The sequence below is a fragment of the Micromonospora sp. Mcm103 genome (genome assembly GCF_024519755.1).
Taxonomy (GTDB): Bacteria; Actinomycetota; Actinomycetes; order Mycobacteriales; family Micromonosporaceae; genus Micromonospora; species Micromonospora aurantiaca.
Genome location: NZ_JALJRJ010000009.1, coordinates 1 through 18,439, shown reverse-complemented (window position 1 = coordinate 18,439; position 18,439 = coordinate 1). Strand labels below are relative to the sequence as shown.

9 protein-coding genes and 3 CRISPR repeat arrays are annotated in these 18,439 nt (G+C 68.2%); of the genes, 6 read left to right on the top strand and 3 right to left on the bottom strand.

What is annotated here, in order from left to right:
* Positions 1 to 147: 147 nt before the first annotated feature.
* Together OC439_RS13360 and fxsT are read left to right on the top strand one after the other, a co-directional pair.
* Positions 148 to 1,887: a recombinase family protein gene (locus tag OC439_RS13360; protein ID WP_262013671.1), complete on the top strand. Its 1,740-nt coding sequence runs from the start codon at positions 148 to 150 to the stop codon at positions 1,885 to 1,887.
* A gap of 178 nt (positions 1,888 to 2,065) precedes the next feature.
* Positions 2,066 to 4,597, top strand: a complete 2,532-nt coding sequence (gene fxsT / locus OC439_RS13355; protein WP_262013670.1) for an FxSxx-COOH system tetratricopeptide repeat protein — start codon at positions 2,066 to 2,068, stop codon at positions 4,595 to 4,597.
* A gap of 185 nt (positions 4,598 to 4,782) precedes the next feature.
* Here fxsT and OC439_RS13350 read toward each other — a convergent pair whose 3' ends face one another.
* Entirely contained in the window at positions 4,783 to 5,844 is a 1,062-nt protein-coding gene (locus OC439_RS13350) for a tyrosine-type recombinase/integrase (protein ID WP_262013669.1), read from the bottom strand.
* The gene (locus OC439_RS13345; protein WP_262013668.1) at positions 5,844 to 6,314 is read right to left on the bottom strand and encodes an AbrB/MazE/SpoVT family DNA-binding domain-containing protein; all 471 of its coding nucleotides are present in this window, start codon (positions 6,312 to 6,314) and stop codon (positions 5,844 to 5,846) included. The genes OC439_RS13350 and OC439_RS13345 overlap by 1 nt, the downstream gene beginning before the upstream one ends.
* A gap of 593 nt (positions 6,315 to 6,907) precedes the next feature.
* Positions 6,908 to 9,321: direct repeats of the CRISPR family, unit length 28 nt; unit sequence CTGCTCCCCGCGCACGCGGGGGTGATCC.
* A gap of 420 nt (positions 9,322 to 9,741) precedes the next feature.
* Between OC439_RS13345 and OC439_RS13340 the strand changes: the two genes are divergently transcribed.
* The 4 genes from OC439_RS13340 (at position 9,742) to OC439_RS13325 (ending at position 16,576) form a co-directional block, all read left to right on the top strand.
* On the top strand, positions 9,742 to 10,497 hold the full coding sequence (locus OC439_RS13340) for a DUF429 domain-containing protein (RefSeq protein WP_262013667.1): 756 nt from the start codon (positions 9,742 to 9,744) through the stop codon (positions 10,495 to 10,497).
* Positions 10,498 to 10,510: 13 nt separating this feature from the next.
* Entirely contained in the window at positions 10,511 to 11,746 is a 1,236-nt protein-coding gene (locus tag OC439_RS13335; RefSeq protein ID WP_262013666.1) for a DUF6361 family protein, read from the top strand.
* A gap of 61 nt (positions 11,747 to 11,807) precedes the next feature.
* Positions 11,808 to 13,484, top strand: a complete 1,677-nt coding sequence (locus tag OC439_RS13330; RefSeq protein ID WP_262013665.1) for a phospholipase D family protein — start codon at positions 11,808 to 11,810, stop codon at positions 13,482 to 13,484.
* A complete protein-coding gene (locus tag OC439_RS13325; protein ID WP_262013664.1) occupies positions 13,481 to 16,576 on the top strand; it encodes a C-terminal helicase domain-containing protein in 3,096 nt (1,031 codons plus the stop codon). Before OC439_RS13330 ends, OC439_RS13325 begins: the two co-directional genes overlap by 4 nt.
* A gap of 440 nt (positions 16,577 to 17,016) precedes the next feature.
* A CRISPR array of direct repeats spans positions 17,017 to 17,472; the repeat unit is 28 nt; unit sequence CTGCTCCCCGCGCACGCGGGGGTGATCC.
* 92 nt (positions 17,473 to 17,564) lie between these two features.
* Positions 17,565 to 18,081: a CRISPR direct-repeat array (repeat unit 28 nt; unit sequence CTGCTCCCCGCGCACGCGGGGGTGATCC).
* Between the two features lie 21 nt (positions 18,082 to 18,102).
* Here the strand turns inward: OC439_RS13325 and OC439_RS13320 are convergent.
* Positions 18,103 to 18,439: transposase family protein (locus OC439_RS13320; RefSeq protein ID WP_315985930.1), on the bottom strand; the 337-nt coding region annotated here is incomplete at its 5' end.

Here is an 18,439-nt window from a genome sequence, read left to right as displayed (position 1 = left end):
CGATGTGGCATCGTCCGCTGGAATTCAGGTAGTCGCACCCCTGGAACCGCCACAATTCGGGCCGGCCGCCGCGCGCGCCCTCCTACGGCTCCTCGTCGAGGTGCACCGTGCCCACTGTGCCGCTGTTGAAGACCTCCCGGAGGAAACATGACCGTTGACCATGACCGCCTGAGACGAGACCTCACGAAGATGAGCTTCGAAGCCCCGACGCTCTCCTTCGCCTTCTACGGCCGGGTCTCCACCGAGGACAACCAGGATCCGGAGTCGTCCCGACGCTGGCAACTATCACTCGCCCGGACGTTGATCACCCCTCGGGGCGGCGTGATCAACGAGGAGTTCTTCGATGTTGGTCACAGCCGGTCCTTGCCGTGGCAACGTCGTCCGGAAGCCAGCCGGCTGCTCGCTGCCCTGCGCAACCCTCAGCGCGGCTTCACCGCTGTCGTCATCGGTGAGCCGCACCGCGCCTTCTACGGCAACCAGTTCGGTCTGACCATGCCGCTGTTCACGCACTACGGCGTCCAGTTGTGGGTGCCGGAGGTCGGCGGGTTGATCGATCCGGACAACGAGGCGCATGACCTGGTCATGTCCGTCTTCGGCGGCATGAGCAAGGGCGAGCGGAACCGGGTGAAGGTCCGGGTCCGCACCGCCATGGCCTCCCAGACTCAACTGGAGGGCCGATTCCTCGGCGGACGGCCACCGTACGGCTACACGCTCAAGGACCTCGGACCGCACCCGAACCCGGCAAAGGCCGCCGACGGCAAACGCCTCCGCGGCCTGACCCCCGACCCGCAGACCGCACCCGTCGTCCAGCGCATCTTCGGCATGTACCTGGCCGGATACGGAATGTTCGCCATCGCCGAGGCGCTCACCCGCGACGACATCCTCTGCCCCTCCGCGTACGACCGTGCCCGCAACCCCCACCGAGACGGGCTCGCCTGGTCCAAGACCGCCGTACGGACGATCCTGACCAACCCCCGTTACACCGGCCGCCAGGTCTGGAACAAGCAACGCACCGACGAAGTGCTGCTCGACGTCGACGACGTCGCCCTCGGCCATACCCCGGTCATGCGGTGGAACCAGCGCGACCGCTGGGTCACCTCCAACGAACTGGTCCACGAGCCCCTGGTCGAGCAGGCAGACTTCGACCGCGTTCAGGACATGCTCGGCCTTCGGGCCCGCACCGCCACCTCACCGAAACGGGCACACCGATCCCGCCACCCCTACGTCTTCAAGAGCCTGGTCCACTGCGGCATCTGCGGCCGCAAGATGCAAGGCCAGCACTCCCACGGCGTCGCCTACTACCGCTGCCGCTTCCCCCAGGAGTACGCCCTCGCCAACAGAGTCGACCACCCCCGAAATGTGATCATGCGGGAAGACGTGCTGATCACACCGCTGGACACCTGGCTCATACAAGGCTTCGGGCCACTGCACCGGCGGAACACCATCACCACACTCCTCGACCAGGCCCACACCGGCACGCCCACCGCCGCCCCGACGGCGCTCGAAGGAACCACAATCGCCGAGTGCGACGCCAAGCTGGCCCGCTACCGGGCGGCACTCGACGCCGGCGCCGACCCAGGCGTCGTTGCCGGCTGGATCGCCGAGACCCAAGCAGAACGCGAACACGCCGAACGGCACCAGCACATGCCAGTCGAAGAGAAGACCAACGTCCCTGCCCGCTACAGCGAGGAGCAGATCATCGCTGTCGTCGAGGAACTCGGAGACCTTGTGGCCGCCCTACGGAACGCACAGCCGGAACACAAACTGGAGGTCTACCGCAGCCTCGGGCTGCACCTGTCGTACGACCCGGAAACGCAGACGGTGCGGGCAAGTGTTGACCTTGCCGCGCACCGTTGGGATTCAGTTGGTGTCCGAGGGGGGACTTGAACCCCCACGAGCCGCATCCATGCACCGAATAGGTGCTCATGCAGCAAACCTACCAGTCGCGACCTGCACTTACTGTCCCATCGCATCGACCCACGATGATGGTGGGATGGCTCCTGGTTTCGGTCTGCAGAGAGTCTGGCGCCGGAGGCGCCGGGCCCTGGTGACGACACTGACCGTCGTGGCACTGCTGGCCGTGATCGTCTGGTGGTCAGCTTCAAGCTGGCTACAGCAGCATCCCGGCTGGGTGGCGGTGGAGCAGGCCGGATGGGTAGCTGGGATCGTCAGCGCTGCGTTGGGCGCGGTCAGCGCGGCGGCCGCTGTCTTGGCGTTGCGCGCCGATCGCCCTGCAGCCCGACCGCAACCAATGCTCAAGAAGCTCGTACAGGTCGGGCGGGTGCCGCCGGCGGCGTCCTGGCTGCAGGATCGCCGCGAATGCTTCGACCTGCAGGCGATGGCGAAGCCGAAGCCGGGCATGGGAGTGCAGATCCTGGCGGGCATGGGCGGGGTGGGTAAGACCCAATTGGCTGCCCAACTCGTTCGTCATCTGGTCGAGCGCCGGCGGCTGGATCTGCTCGTGTGGGTGGTGGCGGCAAATCAGGATGCGATCGTGACGCGATACGCCGAAGCCGCGCGCGTCGTCGGCCTTGCTGAATCCGGGGACGCCCCCACTGACGGGGCAACCCGGTTGTTGTCGTGGTTGGCGCATACCGACAAGCGATGGCTGATCGTGCTGGACAACCTCGACAATCCGGCCGACGCCACCGGTTGGTGGCCGCCGATGTCCGCCAGCGGCCATACGGTGGTCACCAGCCGGGTCCGTGATGACGTCTGGACCAGTGACACACGCGCGGTGACCCAGGTCGGTCTTTTCCACCCCGAGGAGGCGATCGCATATCTGCACAGCGCGGTCGTAGACCCCGGGCGCCAGGAGGGTGCAGCAGAGCTTGCGGCTGACCTCGGCTACCTGCCAATCGCCCTGGCGCAGGCCGCCGCCTACATTCGAGAACGGCGACTCACCTGCGTCAGTTACCGACACGAACTCGCCGATAGACGCATTCGCTTGCATGAGCTTCTGCCCGACCCTACGGCGCTACCAGACGAGCATGCCGCCCGGCTCGATGCAACGTGGTCGCTGTCCATCGAAGCCGTCGACCGTCTTGAGCCGGCTGGACTTGCCACGCCGGTCCTGCAACTGGCTGCGCTCCTCGATTCCCACGCCATGCCCATAGATCTATTCGTTAGCGGCGCGACCCTTGCCCATCTGACCAGTGCTGCCGCTCGTAGCGAGATGGTGACGTCCCACCAGGTCAGGCGGACGCTGCAAAATCTGCACCGCTACCACCTCGTTGAGCTTGACGTCGCTGCCGGCCTGATCAGGATGCACGCCCTGGTTCAACGTGCTGCCCGCGACAACGTTGACGCGAGCCGTCTTCAGGGAGCCGGCATCGCCGCAGCGGACGCGCTGCTTCAAACATGGCCGGATTCGGAATGCGAAAGTGACACCACCGCCGCGCTGCGCGCCAACGTCACGGTCCTGCACCACCAGACGGACAGCCTGCTTCACACCTCTCGCGTCCACCCTGTACTCGTAAGGGCAGGCATCAGCCTCGGCGGCACGGGACTTGTTGCTGCAGCCACCGAATACTTTCGGAGCCTCTCCAAGCTCGCCAGCGATCACCTCGGCCGCGATCACCTTGACACCCTGGAGGCACGTCGCGAGGCGGCCCGCTGGTTGGGCCGGGCCGGCGATGTGGCCGGCGCCGCCGACGCTCTCGTGACCCTGCTCTCCGACCAACTCCGAGTGCTTGGCCCTGACGATCCACTCACCCTCGTAACCCGCAACAACTTGGCCGTTTGGCGGGGCGCAGCGGGAGACGCGACGGGCGCTGCGAACGACTTCAGTGAGCTCCTCGCCGACCAGTCGCGGCTTCTCGGCGAGGACCATTCGCAGACCCTGACTACCCGCAACAACCTCGCCTACCAACGCGGTCAGACCGGAGACACCGTCGGGGCCGTTCAAGCCTTCGCCGAGCTGCTCGCTGACTTCGTCCGGGTCCTCGGCTCTGACAATCCCCAGACGTTGATCGCCCGCAGCAACCTTGCTCGCTTCCAAGGCTTGAGTGGGGACATCGGAGGAGCCATCGACGGCTTCTCGCGGCTGTTGCCAGACGTGCGGCGCGTTCTGGGCCCAGGCCATATCGACACGCTGGGCACCCGCGAGAATCTCGCCTACTTCAGGAGTCACGCCGGAGAGCTGTCTGAAGCGACGAGCGCCCTCGCCGAAGTGCTCAAGGACCGGTTGCGGATCTTCGGACCGGACCACCCGCACACCCTCACCAACCGGCTCCGCCTCGCCTGCTGCCGCGGCATGGCCGGGGATCCTGCTGGCGCCTCCACCGATCTGGCGGAACTGCTCCGCGACCAGATCCGGGTCCTCGGGCCCGATCATCCCGATACCCTGGTTACTCGCCGCGAAGTCATCTGTTGGCAGGATCGAGCCGGCGGAAGCTTCGAAGTAGTGGGCGATCTCCAAGAGGTGGTTCAGGACATGCTGCGCGTTCTCGGGCCCCGCCATCTCGAGACAGCGCTTACGCGCCGCATGCTCACCACCAGGGTCCGGGCCGGAGCGCAGGATCGAGCCGGCGCTACGAAGATCCTTGCTGAGTCTGACTCTGGCGATGCTCGTTTCGGCGGCTCCAGCGGTGAATGACAAGTAGTACACCGCCTACGACCGGTGCTGTCGAGCTTCTGGGTTCCGAGTGATCAGCCTTGCTCCCCCGCCGTCGTCGCGCTCTGTTCTGGCACCCTGGCGGCCCCGTCACGTCATCGTCGGCCGCTCAGCCGCAGCCCGCCATAACGGGTCTGGAGCTGGCACGGATGGACTCGGCCAACGAGTTACGAGACCTTCCTTGGAGCGATCGACAGTGCGGTCGATGTCGGCACCAGTGGATGAGGCTCGCCGGTCAGCGCTGCCAGCGCTTGAGCGATCTCGTACACGTCTGCGCGCACATAGGTGCTGGTCGTACCGGCGTCAGACCTGCCGTTATGACCTGCGAACGCTCGCGCTACCGCGTATCCGAAGTTCCGCTCCACCCAGGTCAGAGTCGTATGGCGTAGCCAGTGAGAGCTGATCTGCTGGGTAGCCACCCAGGGCAAGTGCTTTCCGAGGCGCTGCCACAGGTAGTCGTGGCGCCGGCTCGTGATCGGCCGACCGTTGCGATACCGAAGCAAGCGTTCAGTAGGCGCAGCGCCACCTCGGTCCTCGAAGTGATGCGCGAGTTGGCGCGCCAACGTAGGAGAGACGGGCTGCCACCGTACGGTTTCGCCCTTCTCGCGCAGCTGGACCATGCACTGCTCCGTGTCGACGTCGATGCGGCGCAGCGCGAGTCCTCCGCCCCTCCTGCATGCGGTCTCGAGATGGAGTCGCAGGATGAGAGCGTCGAGCTCAGGGTCATTCCCGGTGGTGGCAGCGACCTCGCTGATTGACGCGAGCTGTCGCTCGGACAGCGCTCGTCTCGTGCTGGCCAGACGTCGGGGCTTCGGCACCCGCTTCGCCGGATTGCTGGACTCAGTGATGAGCCCGTCCGCTTCGGCGTAGCTGTAGAGGCATCTAAGTGAGGCGATCAGGTGCTCAGCTGCTGTCCGCCCACCGCGGGAGTTCCGTCGTGCGACCAACTGCTCCTTCATTCGCTCAGCGAACTGCCTGATCTCCAGCGGGGTCGGGTCGTCCAAGCGCCGGCTACCCCAGTCCTCCCGCACCCGCTTCCAGTAGGTGCCGTAGACGCGCCTTGTGCCTGCCGTGACTGCCTCAGAAACACGGTCGATGTACTCGCCGAAGGTGGGAACGGCACGACGTGTGTTCGGCGCCGTCAAGAGCTGCTCCGGCGTTACGCCCAACCGAGCCAGGAGGAACCGAGCTGCGGTCAGTTCGTCTCCCCCGTCGAACGCGGTTCCCATCACGCCACCTCGTTTTCTTCGGCGTATCGCGACAGGATCAGCTCCAAGGCGCTCATGGTGTAGGCCACCAGCAAGGAACGGTCCGGGTACGCCAGCACCAGAAGACGGTGGCCCGGTTCGACGCCGCAGCTTCGGCGCACCTGGGATGGCAAAACCAGGTGGCCTTGCCTGCCGATCGTGCACAGGCCGCCGTGCCGCGCGGTTACCGTGATCGATTTGTTTCGGGCGATGACTTCAATAGTGCGGCCGGCGAACCATCCGAGCGCTTGTAGCGGCCTTCGGTCGGCCAGGCGACCGCTCACGTCAACCGAAGTGACTGCGCAGAGTGCCGCCTGAGGCTTCACGCCCTGGGCGAGGCTCGGCAGCGGCAGCCCGCGCGGCGCAAGGCTGAGGCGGCCGTCGGCTCGGGGCTGATCCTCCCTACCGACCGTTCCCGCCAATCCGGCTGCATGGCCCACTTCACGCGACACACGACACCTCCATCAGCAGCACTTGGTCAGACGTCGCAGGGTTCTCCTCTGCGATCGGCATCGGCACACCCGGACGTCAGCCCTAGACCCTGCCGCTTGTCGGTAGCCGCGCCGCTACCTCTCATGGCCGATCAGAGGGGGAGCGGTAACGCTTGACGTGGCATGCCCGGCGACGCATCAAGACTGAGCGCCACAAGCAAGCAGGTGCTCCTGCAGTTGCCTGACGTTGTCAGCTGGTCGGGCCGGATCTGCGCTGGCGTCTTGGGCCCATCGCTGATCACACGTTCGGTTAGCTTCCTAGACAGGCAGGAAGCGTCCTTCCTGGGCCAGCCGGGGAACGCGCGACATGGACAGTTGGGCGCCCCGACGAGCGCTCAGCGGCGTTCACAGCGAGGTGTCCCCTGCGTGCGCCGTCCGATCTTGCCGCATCGTTCACCAACTCGACGGAAGCAAGTTTCGCCTTCAGCCTCACAAACTATGCTTTAGCCGGGACTCTCAACCCACTACGTAGACCGCCGCCGAAGGAGACGATCTTGCGGATCGTAGTGAATGAAAACCAAGAAGTCGATCTTTAGCGTTGCAGGTCAGGAAGTCTGCTCCCCGCGCACGCGGGGGTGATCCCGTGGGCGCACGACTCGGCATCCCGGACCCGCACTGCTCCCCGCGCACGCGGGGGTGATCCGTCCGTATTCGCTGGCCCCGGCCAGGTAGGCGGCTGCTCCCCGCGCACGCGGGGGTGATCCCCCTCCGGGGTTGTTCCATGTCAGGGGTAGATCCTGCTCCCCGCGCACGCGGGGGTGATCCCTGGCTGGCTGACATCAAGAGGACGGCCCGGTTCTGCTCCCCGCGCACGCGGGGGTGATCCGTCCAACGACGGCCAGTGGGAGGCCCTGGTCCAGCTGCTCCCCGCGCACGCGGGGGTGATCCCAGCTTTCGGCGCGGCCGGGCCCGTCGGACATCCTGCTCCCCGCGCACGCGGGGGTGATCCCTGCGCGCCCGCGCGTTGGAACCGGACTGCGAGCTGCTCCCCGCGCACGCGGGGGTGATCCCGAGTGCTTCCACCCGTGGGCGCACGCCCGAACCCTGCTCCCCGCGCACGCGGGGGTGATCCCTCGTCGGCCAGGGCTTGCACCCCACCGCGGGCGGAGATCTGCTCCCCGCGCACGCGGGGGTGATCCCACGCTGTTCACCGTGCCCGAGTAGGCGGTAATCTGCTCCCCGCGCACGCGGGGGTGATCCGTTGGCTGCCGAGGTGCCGCGCGACGGCGGGATCTGCTCCCCGCGCACGCGGGGGTGATCCCGTCCGCAGGCCGCCCTCGCGGTCCCGGGTGCCCTGCTCCCCGCGCACGCGGGGGTGATCCCTTGTGCGACGCCGAGAACGTGTAACCCCTGACCTGCTCCCCGCGCACGCGGGGGTGATCCCCCGGCGACCTGGAGAAACTCGCCGCCGGCGGACTGCTCCCCGCGCACGCGGGGGTGATCCGTCGTCTCCCGGCCCGTCGAAACCGTCGAGCTACTGCTCCCCGCGCACGCGGGGGTGATCCGCCCGGCGCGGTTATCCGGTTCTACTCGGACCACTGCTCCCCGCGCACGCGGGGGTGATCCGTCCTCACCGCCCGGCAGCCCGCACGCATGGCACTGCTCCCCGCGCACGCGGGGGTGATCCCGGAATGTCCTCGGTGAGGTCGGCGCTGCTCATCTGCTCCCCGCGCACGCGGGGGTGATCCCTTGCATCGATGGGAACGGCGACACGCCCCGACCTGCTCCCCGCGCACGCGGGGGTGATCCGGCGAGTTGTGGATCTGCGGTCGCCGGGTCTACCTGCTCCCCGCGCACGCGGGGGTGATCCCCTGCTGGTGACCCCGGCGGGCAAGCCGACGAACTGCTCCCCGCGCACGCGGGGGTGATCCGGAGACGGCCAAGCATCAGCCCGGCGGGTTCAACTGCTCCCCGCGCACGCGGGGGTGATCCCCGGGCCCCGCATAGACCGCCCCCGCCCACCGCCTGCTCCCCGCGCACGCGGGGGTGATCCCCGCTCGATGCGCCGGCCCCACTCAGCCTCAGCCTGCTCCCCGCGCACGCGGGGGTGATCCCGCCGTCCGGTGGAAGGCGATGTTCTCCTCGGTCTGCTCCCCGCGCACGCGGGGGTGATCCCACTGCCGGACCGGTAGGCCGGCGCACGGTCCGCTGCTCCCCGCGCACGCGGGGGTGATCCCGTCGGCAGGGTGTCCTTCGCGAGCCGGTCCTGCTGCTCCCCGCGCACGCGGGGGTGATCCCGTCGCCGCGCTCAACCCCAACCGGCAGCGTCCCTGCTCCCCGCGCACGCGGGGGTGATCCGTGCGCCGACGCGATGCTGGCCGTGGCCAGCTACTGCTCCCCGCGCACGCGGGGGTGATCCCACGGCCGCGTGACCGAACACGCGCCCGTCATCCTGCTCCCCGCGCAGGCGGGGGTGATCCCGGCATTCAGGGCAGGTTCGACCGGGTCAAGGGCTGCTCCCCGCGCACGCGGGGGTGATCCCCGGTCGTACTGCAGGGCGTCAGGCTCGCCGTCCTGCTCCCCGCGCACGTGGGGGTGATCCGTTCCGCTCGAACAGGACGGTGTTGATGGGCCGCTGCTCCCCGCGCACGCGGGGGTGATCCGTCGATAAGCGAATGGTCACCGCTAGGCCGACCCTGCTCCCCGCGCACGCGGGGTGATCCCAGCGCGTCGGGCGGGCCGTCGAGCTTCCCGAGCTGCTCCCCGCGCACGCGGGGGTGATCCCGTGCCCCGCTTGCCCATCGGGTGGATCGGGGCCTGCTCCCCGCGCACGCGGGGGTGATCCCCTTGATGCCCTGCAGGCCGGTGTCGCGGATCTCTGCTCCCCGCGCACGCGAGGGTGATCCGCTCACCGCCGAGATGGTCCGCCACGCTGTCGTCTGCTCCCCGCGCACGCAGGGGTGATCCCACCCGGGCTACCGGCAACTGGGGCAAGGGCAACTGCTCCCCGCGCAGGCGGGGGTGATCCCGCGGCGGCGCCGCCGACTCCGCGGCCCTACCCCTGCTCCCTGCGCACGCGGAGGGTGATCCCGCCTCAGCGGTGGTGACGTTCGCGGCGGTCACCTGCTCCCCGCGCACGCGGGTGTGATCCGTTGAAGCCGTACCGCCGGCCGATCGTCTCGTCCTGCTCCCAGCACGCGGGGCTGATATGGCCGGCGAGCCGGTATCGGCCCGGCTCGCGCAAGCCGTTCCCCGCGCAGGTGGAGATGATCCAAGGAAGTGACCAAACGGGCTTCGCTCCGTCGCGATGCAATCTCCGTCGTCAAGGCACCCAGTCCCGATGATCCAGTGAGCGCAGGAGAAACGGCGCTGCTTCGCGCCTGAACGTCTGACAACGACCGTCGATCGGATCATGGCCGTCGAGCTCGGCGGTACCTAGAGTGGTGCGGTGCTAACCGTCGGCGTTGACCTCGCAGCCGCAGACAAGCGCACGGCGATGGCCGCAGTTGAATGGCTGCCAGACCGAGCAGTAGTGCGCGACCTGGCCCTCGGGGTCAGCGACGCTCAGATCGTTGAGGCAAGCCGCCGCGCGGAAAAGACCGGGCTCGACTGTCCATTCGGATGGCCGGCACCCTTCGTCGCACTCGTCACGACCCACCAGGCTGGCCATATCGCCACGAGCAAAGGCGAGGGCGGGCAATGGCGGCGCCGCTTGGCATATCGCCACACCGACGAGGTGGTGCGCGAGCAGACCGGAATCATCCCGCTCAGCGTCGCCGCGGATCGTATCGGGCACGCTGCCTTCCGCTGCGCCGGCTTACTGTCGATGCTCGCCGCGGACGGTCAGGATGTGGATCGCTGCGGCGGCGGCCGGGTCGTTGAGGTGTATCCGGCGGCGGCACTGAGCTGTTGGGGCTTGGCGCACCGCGGCTACAAGGGGCGAGGCCAACAGGTCCAGCATGCCGACCTCGTGACTGCACTGCGCGCTGCCGCGCCCTGGCTGGAGCTGGGCACCTTCGAGGCGTTGGCTCGGCGCAGCCACGACGCGTTCGACGCAGTGATCGCGTCGTTGGCTGCCCGCGCAGCTGCGATCGGCAAGGCCACAACGCCGGATGACGAGCAGCGAATCGCCGCACGGTCTGAGGGGTGGATCGCCTTGCCGATGTCCCCTCTGAGTGGCCTTGTCGCTGCGGCAGAAGCGTAGACGGAGGGTAGTCGTGGCTTCAGGATTGAGCTGGCTGGACAGCTCTCGCAACGATCAGCAGCGGATGCGCGAGCTGCTCAAGCTCTTCAGTGACACGGAGAGCCGGGACGAGCTGGGTATCGGCCAGGTCCGCGACGCGTTCAGCGACCTGCTCTTCCCCGGCACCTCCGTCCTGCAGACTCGGGCGCGGTACCTGCTGATCGTGCCCTGGTGTTACCAGGAGTCCGAGCGGCGGGGATGGCGCGGCGACCGCCTCACGAAACAGGTCGACCGCAGCGAGCGGAAGGTGATCTCCGCACTGATGAAGGGTGACGACACAGAGGGCGTGATCGGCCGTCGGGCTGGTGTCGCGGTACGGACACTGCCGTCGACCATCTACGCGGCCGCGCTGCTGCGATACGGCATCCGCAAGGATGACCATGAGAACTCACAGGGTCTTCAGTCCGGCGTTGGCTCCGCCGAGGCGGATGAGCTGACCGAGCGAGTACACGGCGCCTGGCACGCGACGTTGCCGGCCGCGCCGAAGGGCTTTCCGAATGAGGTCGAGGGTGGATTGAAGCTTCGGCCGGAAGAGGGGCGATGGCTGCGCGAGCGGCTCCTGGCCGCGGTGCCGGACACGCTGCTGGCGTACCTGCTCGAGCCCGCGCATCGCCCCGGTTGGGACAGTGAGGCGCTGTGGGAGGAGCCGGCGGTGGCAGCCGCGCCGGGTCCGATCGGTCCAGTGGTACGGGACGCCGCGCTGTTCTCGCTGGCGATCCACGGAGCGGCGTTGCTGTACAACCTCCTCGTGGCCCAACGGTACGAGGCCGCCGGCTTGACCGAACGTGAGGCGCCGGCGGCCCGCTACCGAGACCTGTTGGTGGACTGGAATCAGCGTGTGTCGACCGAGCACGGCCTCAAGGGCTGGGACCGATCGACCATGTGGATCCGGCTGATCGAAAAGAACCCGCGAATCGCATCGAACGCGTCCGCCCGACGGTTCATTGACCGTTGGCTTGACGCGGTCACGAGCGGAGCGGCGCACGACGCCGTCACGGACGAGAGCTTGCGCAATCTGGTGGCCGAGCGGGAACGATCGGTCAAGAAGGGGCAGTCTCGGTTGGTCAACGACAAGCTGCTGCGTACGTGGAGTGGTGCCTCCGGCAGTAGGCCCTTGGTCTACCGGTGGCCGCAGGTGCGCCGGATCCTCATCGACATCCACGACGGCTGTGCCGCCGACCTGCCGGAGGCTGCCGGTGCTCGCGCCTGATACTCGCTCTCTGCTGCTCGACGCGTTGCGTCCGCCGCCGGGTATGCGGATGTCCCGCGCCGTGGCGTTGACGTTCACCCTGGATCTGGAGAGTCTGCTGATCGCCCCGCTGGCCTTCGCCGCGCACGGCTTACGCGAGTCGACGGACCCGATCGCGGTGATGGAGGGTGTACGGCGCTGTGCCGACCGGATCGATGTGTTCTGTCAGGCCGGACAGATCGCGGTGCCGCCGACGAAGTCGGCGCTGCTGGCATTCGTCGAGCCGATGGTGCACCAGGTCCGCCGGCCCAGGCCGGGTCGTCTGTTCCACCCGAAGTTGTGGGCTCTGCGCTTCGAGGACGAGGCCACCGGTGAGACGTCACTGCGCCTGCTGGTGCTGAGCCGCAACCTGACCAAGGACCGCAGCTGGGACGTGTGCCTGCGGTTGGAGGGCTATCCGGGCACTCGCCGGGTGGCGGGCAATAAGCCCCTCTTCGACCTGCTGCAACGCGCGATGCGGCTGGCAGTCGCGCCGTTGCCGGCGGATAGGCAGGCGGCAATCGAGGCGCTGGGCGAGGATCTGCGTCGAGCCGAGTGGGAGTACCCCGAGGACGCCTCGGCGATGTTCTTCCACGCGCTGGGGGTGCCTGGTGCTCACCGAGTGGACTTCGCCGGCACACGACATCTGGTCATCTCACCGTTCTGCACGCCGGACGGCCTCGACCGCTGCGCGCCGAGCGGCAAGCTGGCGGTCGTGAGCCGCCAGGAGACGCTCGACTGCCTACCCGACGAGAGCCTGACCGGCGCCGAGGCCTTGGTGGTCAACGAGTTGGCTGGCTTGCCGACTGAGGAGTCGCCGTCGGGCCAGGAGGTGCTCACCGGACTGCACGCCAAGGTGTACGTGGTGGAGAAGGGACACCAGGCCCGGGTCCTCCTCGGCTCCGCCAACGCGACCGCCGCAGCGTTCGACGGCAACGTCGAGCTGCTGGTGGAGCTGGTTGGTGGCCGCACTCAGTGGGGCATCGATGCCCTCCTCGGCCCCAAGGCAGCATTCCGCGAGATCCTCGAACCCTACGAGCGTCACACCAGCGCCGATGCGGATCCCGAGGCTGACCGGCTGCGAAACCTAATCCGCGACCTGGCGGCCGTACCGCTGTTGGCTACCGTCACGTCCGAGTCGGACCGCTACAGCATCCGGCTGACTTCTGAAGACGCCGTGCCAGATGCGCCGGGTGTACGGATCACCGCGCAGCTGCACACCCGCCGGGGCGAGGCGACCACACTCGCAGCGGGGCAGCCGGTCGACGCGGCGTTCACCGGGCTCACGCTGGTCGACATCACCCCGTTCGTCATCGTCACCGCGGAGGACAGCACCGGCCGCGAACAAGCCGTCGTCCTCTCCACCCTGGTCGGCGATCCCGAGCACCGGCTCGACCACGTCATCGCCGAGCAGATCGACACGCCGGAGAAGTTCCTGCGGTTTCTGCTTCTGATGCTCGGCCTCGGCACGGAAGCTGCCGCCGCGGTGAGCGGCGGCGCCGGCGGAGCCGGCGCCTGGCGTACAGGCGGGACCGGGATCTTCGAGCTGCTTCTCAACGCTCTCGTCGACCGGCCGGAGCAACTCGACGACCTGGCCCGGCTCGTTAGCCGCATCGAGGCCAGCGGCAGCAGCAAGCAACTGCTTCCACCTGGCTTCGCCGAACTCTGGAAGATCATCACAGAGGCACGAGACGCGATGGCAGAGGAGGTGCGCGCGTGAAGCGGTACGACGCCGGCCCGGTCATGGCCGGCTTGAAGGATTTCCAGCGCACCACCGTCGCGCATGTCGTCGACCGCTACTTCGGCGCCGACCCGACCCGCCGGTTCCTGGTCGCAGACGAGACCGGTCTCGGCAAGAGCGTGGTCGCCCGAGGCGTGATCGCACAGACCCTGCAGCGTCTTCAGGACGACGACAGCGTCGAGCGGGTCGACGTCATCTACGTCTGCTCCAACCAGGATGTAGCACGCCAGAACATCGACCGGCTTCGGGTCACCCCGGACGAGACGGTAACGCTGTCCAGCCGGCTCACCCTGCTCGCCAAGCACGCGGACAAGCTCAATGCCGCGACCGCTACCGTCGGCAAGCCGATCAACCTGGTCGCGTTCACCCCCGGCACATCCTTCGACCAGGGCTGGCGCACCGGCACGGCCGAGGAACGTGCCCTACTGTTCCTGCTGCTTGAGCAAGCAGGCTCATGGGACGGCTGGCGGACCCGGGCGGCGCTGCGGGCGTTGCAGGCCGGCGTCGCGACACCTGGACGCTTCGAGCGCGAGTGCGTCCGGCTGCGGGAGGAGCTGGGCGGGAAGGTCAACCGCACGATCGCTGACGAGTTCCTGCGCCGCGCCCGACAACGGGGCCTGCTCGACAGGTTTGACGCACTGCTGGACGGCATCGGCCGACGTCCCGCGCTACCAACCGCTCTGCGGGAGACCGCCCGCAAGCTCACCGGTGACCTCCGTACGGCGCTGGCCACCGCCGGCGTCGAGGTCCTCGAACCCGACCTGATCATCCTCGACGAGTTCCAGCGCTTCCGGGAGCTGCTCGATGACAACGGCGGCGAGGGCGCCGAACTCGCCCAGCACCTGTTCGACTACCGGGATGCCCGGGTGCTGCTACTGTCCGCCACCCCGTACAAGCCGTTCACCTTCGCCGAAGAAGCCGCTACCGGCGAGGACCACTACAGCGACTTCCGGCAGGTCCTGCGCTTCCTCAGCGACGACGAATCCTGGCACGCCGACGTGACGAAGGCATTCGAGGCGTACCGGGAAGCTCTGGTCCGCGGCGAACCTTGCGCTGACCTGCGCGAGTGGCTGCGCCGCCTGCTGCTGACGGTCATGTGCCGCACGGAGCGACCTCTCCTCGGCGAGCACGACATGCTGCGCGAACACGTCACCCTGGCCGACGACGTCAACCCGCAGGACGTACGTAGTTACGTCACCATGCGCAAGATTGCCAAGGCTGTCGGGGCTCCCATGACGGTCGAGTACTGGAAGTCCGCACCGTACTTCCTGAACTTCCTCGACGGCTACCAGCTCGGCGCCAAGGTCCGCGCGGCGCTGAAGGACCAGACAGATTCGAACGTGCCACCGCTGTTGGGCATGGCCCAGCTGCTTGATGCCGAAACGATCCGCCGACGTGAACCCGTCGATCTCGGCAACGGCCGGCTACGGCAGCTCGCCGCCGACACCGTTGACCGGGGGTGGTGGAAGCTCCTCTGGCTGCCACCGTCGCTGCCCTACCACGCTCTCGATGAGCCGTTCGCTACCGCAGCACGTGAGGGCATCACCAAGCGGCTGCTGTTCTCATCCTGGAACGCCACTCCGACCGCGGTAGCGGGCCTCCTCAGCTACGAAGCCGAGCGCCGGCTGGGCACGGCCGGAGAGGGGCATCGCCACCTCGACTACCGCATCGAACACGAGCGCCCCGCGGCAATGAGCGTCCTCGCGCTCTTCTGGCCCCATCCCACTCTGGCGGCACTGTGCGATCCGCTGGCGCTGGCTCGGCAACGACCGGATGACCTCGCGCTGCTGGACGACTTCGAATCTGCGGTACGGGACCGGCTCCGTGCTCACGCCACAGCCGAAGAAGGGTCCGGCCTGCCAGCGCCGGCTGAGCCGTGGGAGCTGCTCTTCCGATGGCCGGGCGCCGATCCAGCCGTCGACGACGCTGCTGCCGCCCTTGGCTCGTCGGCAGACGAGGAGCATTCGGCAACGGGTCTGGACCGACACGTTGCCCGGGCGCGGGATCTGACGAAACAGGCTGGCTACCCGACGCAGAGCCAGCTGGACGGGCTGATCGACAGCATCACGGCAATCAGCCTGCACGGCCCTGGCAACATCGCCTGGCGAGCGTTGTCCCGGCTGATCGAACCCGGCAGCCAGGTCACACCGGCGGGGCATTGGCGTGCAGCCGCGCTCCTCGCCAGTGGTCTGCGTTCCCTGTTCAACCGGCCGGAGTCCGCACAGCTACTCGACCACGTGGCGATGGGCAAGGTCTACTGGCAGGCAGTGCTGCGGTACTGCGCGGCCGGCGGGCTACAGGCCGTCCTCGACGAGCACCTGCACACGTTGCGCAGCACAGCCTCGGACACCCCACTCGACGACTGCGAACTGTGGAAGATCGCCGACGAAGCACGGCAGGCGATGGCCAGCCGACAGTCGACGTACGAAGCCTTCGACCCACACAACCCGGAGCAGCCCATCAAGCTGCCCGGGCGGTTCGCCCTACGCTACGGCGGCCGCGGCGAGGAGCAGTCCCAGGTCAACCGCAAGATGGTCGTACGTGCTGCCTTCAACAGCCCGTTCTGGCCGTTCGTCGTCGCCACCACCAGCGCCGGCCAAGAAGGCATCGACTTCCACCAGTGGTGCTCAGCTGTCGTGCACTGGAACACCCCGGCCAACCCCGTCGACTTCGAGCAGCGTGAAGGACGTGTACACCGCTTCGGTGGGCATGCCGTACGGCGCAACGTCGCCGCCGCGCACCGGGCCGATGCCCTGCGCTCGGCTGATCCGGACGTCTGGAGAGCCCTGTACGACGCCGCTCGAGCAGAGTCCGGAGAGCTGGGTGATTTCGCGCCGTACTGGGTGTTTTCCGGACCGGCGAAGATCGAACGACACGTCCTGCCCTATCCGCTCAGCCGCGAGCAGGCGCGGTTCGCGCGACTCAAGGCCGACCTGGTGAGATATCGGCTCGCGTTCGGCCAGCCGCGTCAGGAAGACCTGCTACTCCTTCTACAGCGGCAGACACTTGGAGAGAGCGACCTACCGGACATCCTGGATCTTCGACCTCAGCAGGCTCTTGATTCCATGTAGGAATCGGGCACCACCGAGTATCTGGGCGAGCAGATGACGGCCAATGGCGCTCGCCGAAGTCGCACTGATTCACTACGCTTTCATCGAGGTCGCCAGGGGTATTGGCTAGACACCAGACCGAGAGCAAGGGGAACGATCTTGCTGGCCATAGTGAATGAAAACCGCGAAGTCGATCTTTAGCGCCCCAGGTCAAGTAGTCTGCTCCCCGCGCACGCGGGGGTGATCCCACCACCGCGTTGCCCTCACTGATCGAGCTGGTCTGCTCCCCGCGCACGCGGGGGTGATCCCAGGACCGGCGCGCCGACCCGGGCGTGAAGCGGCTGCTCCCCGCGCACGCGGGGGTGATCCCGGCGACCAGCCTACCTCGGTAACCGATAAGTGCTGCTCCCCGCGCACGCGGGGTGATCCGCTGCTCGCCGACGCCGTGAGCAAGGTCGCCCCCTGCTCCCCGCGCACGCGGGGGTGATCCCAGCAGACCGCCGAGGATGGCGAGGGCGACGAACTGCTCCCCGCGCACGCGGGGGTGATCCTACGAGCTGCTGCTCGCCTGCCAGGACGGGAAGCTGCTCCCCGCGCACGCGGGGGTGATCCGTAGGGGGGCGGCATGACGGGACCCGGTGGCTTCTGCTCCCCGCGCACGCGGGGGTGATCCCTTCGTGACCACGACGGTCGCGCTGGGCCTGGCCTGCTCCCCGCGCACGCGGGGGTGATCCGCGGTACGTGGTCTTCCGGCTCCCGCACTGCCCCTGCTCCCCGCGCACGCGGGGGTGATCCCCTGGCCAACGCCGTCGCGGGCAAAGCCGACAGCTGCTCCCCGCGCACGCGGGGGTGATCCGAAGCTGCCGACCGCGGCGCCGGCCGGGGAGATCTGCTCCCCGCGCACGCGGGGGTGATCCCAGCATGTTGTACTCGGACGACGGCAGCGCCCGCTGCTCCCGCGCACGCGGGGGTGATCCCTCGTGTGCCCCGCGCGGCCGCCGGTCCTGTGTCTGCTCCCCGCGCACGCGGGGGTGATCCCCACCAACCAGGAGAGGAGCCGCGCCGTGGCGTCTGCTCCCCGCGCACGCGGGGGTGATCCCGGTCGATCGCCAGCATGGCCGCGCAGAAGGTCCTGCTCCCCGCGCACGCGGGGGTGATCCCAACGCCGGCGGCCGCTACAGCCCCCGCAACCCCTGCTCCCCGCACACGCGGGGGTGATCCGTCGTCGTAGACCTGTCGGTGGGCGGGAGCAGCCTGCTCCCCGCGCACGCGGGGGTGATCCCTACCTACGCACAAGGGGACGATCATGGCTGACCTGCTCCCCGCGCACGCGGGGGTGATCCGTCGACGACCTTGCGTACGGACGGCTGGGTCTTCTGCTCCCCGCGCACGCGGGGGTGATCCCCATGAGGCGTCCTCTGTTTCAAGGGGTGTGCGCTGCTCCCCGCGCACGCGGGGGTGATCCGGCGCAGCCGCAGACGCAGGAGATCGTCGCCGCCTGCTCCCCGCGCACGCGGGGGTGATCCGGCGTTTACCTTGAGCCATTTTCATCCTGCGTGGCGGTCGGTTTCGACGTGGTGCAGGACGAGGATGGCCCGCACGATCGCGGTTGCTCGGTGTGGGCAGCAGCGCAGCTTGACCAGGATCTTCCAGGTCTTGAGGGTGGCGATCGCGCGTTCGCCGCGAGCCCGGATCTTCGCGTGGGCCCGGTTGACGGCCTTCTGCCGGCGTGACAGCTTCGGCCGGAAGCGGCGCCGCTTGAACGGGGTGCGCACGCTGCTGTGGGCACCTTGATAGCCCTTGTCCGCGAAGGTCATCACGTCGGCGGCGGTCAGGGCGTCGATGATGCCGTGGGTGCGGGCGGCGGTCAGGTCGTGCGTCGAG

Coding starts and splice junctions, on each gene's coding strand:
- OC439_RS13350 (WP_262013669.1), bottom strand. CDS start 5,844: ATGGGAACCGCGTTCGACGGGGGAGACGAACTGACCGCAGCTCGGTTC.
- OC439_RS13360 (WP_262013671.1), top strand. CDS start 148: ATGACCGTTGACCATGACCGCCTGAGACGAGACCTCACGAAGATGAGC.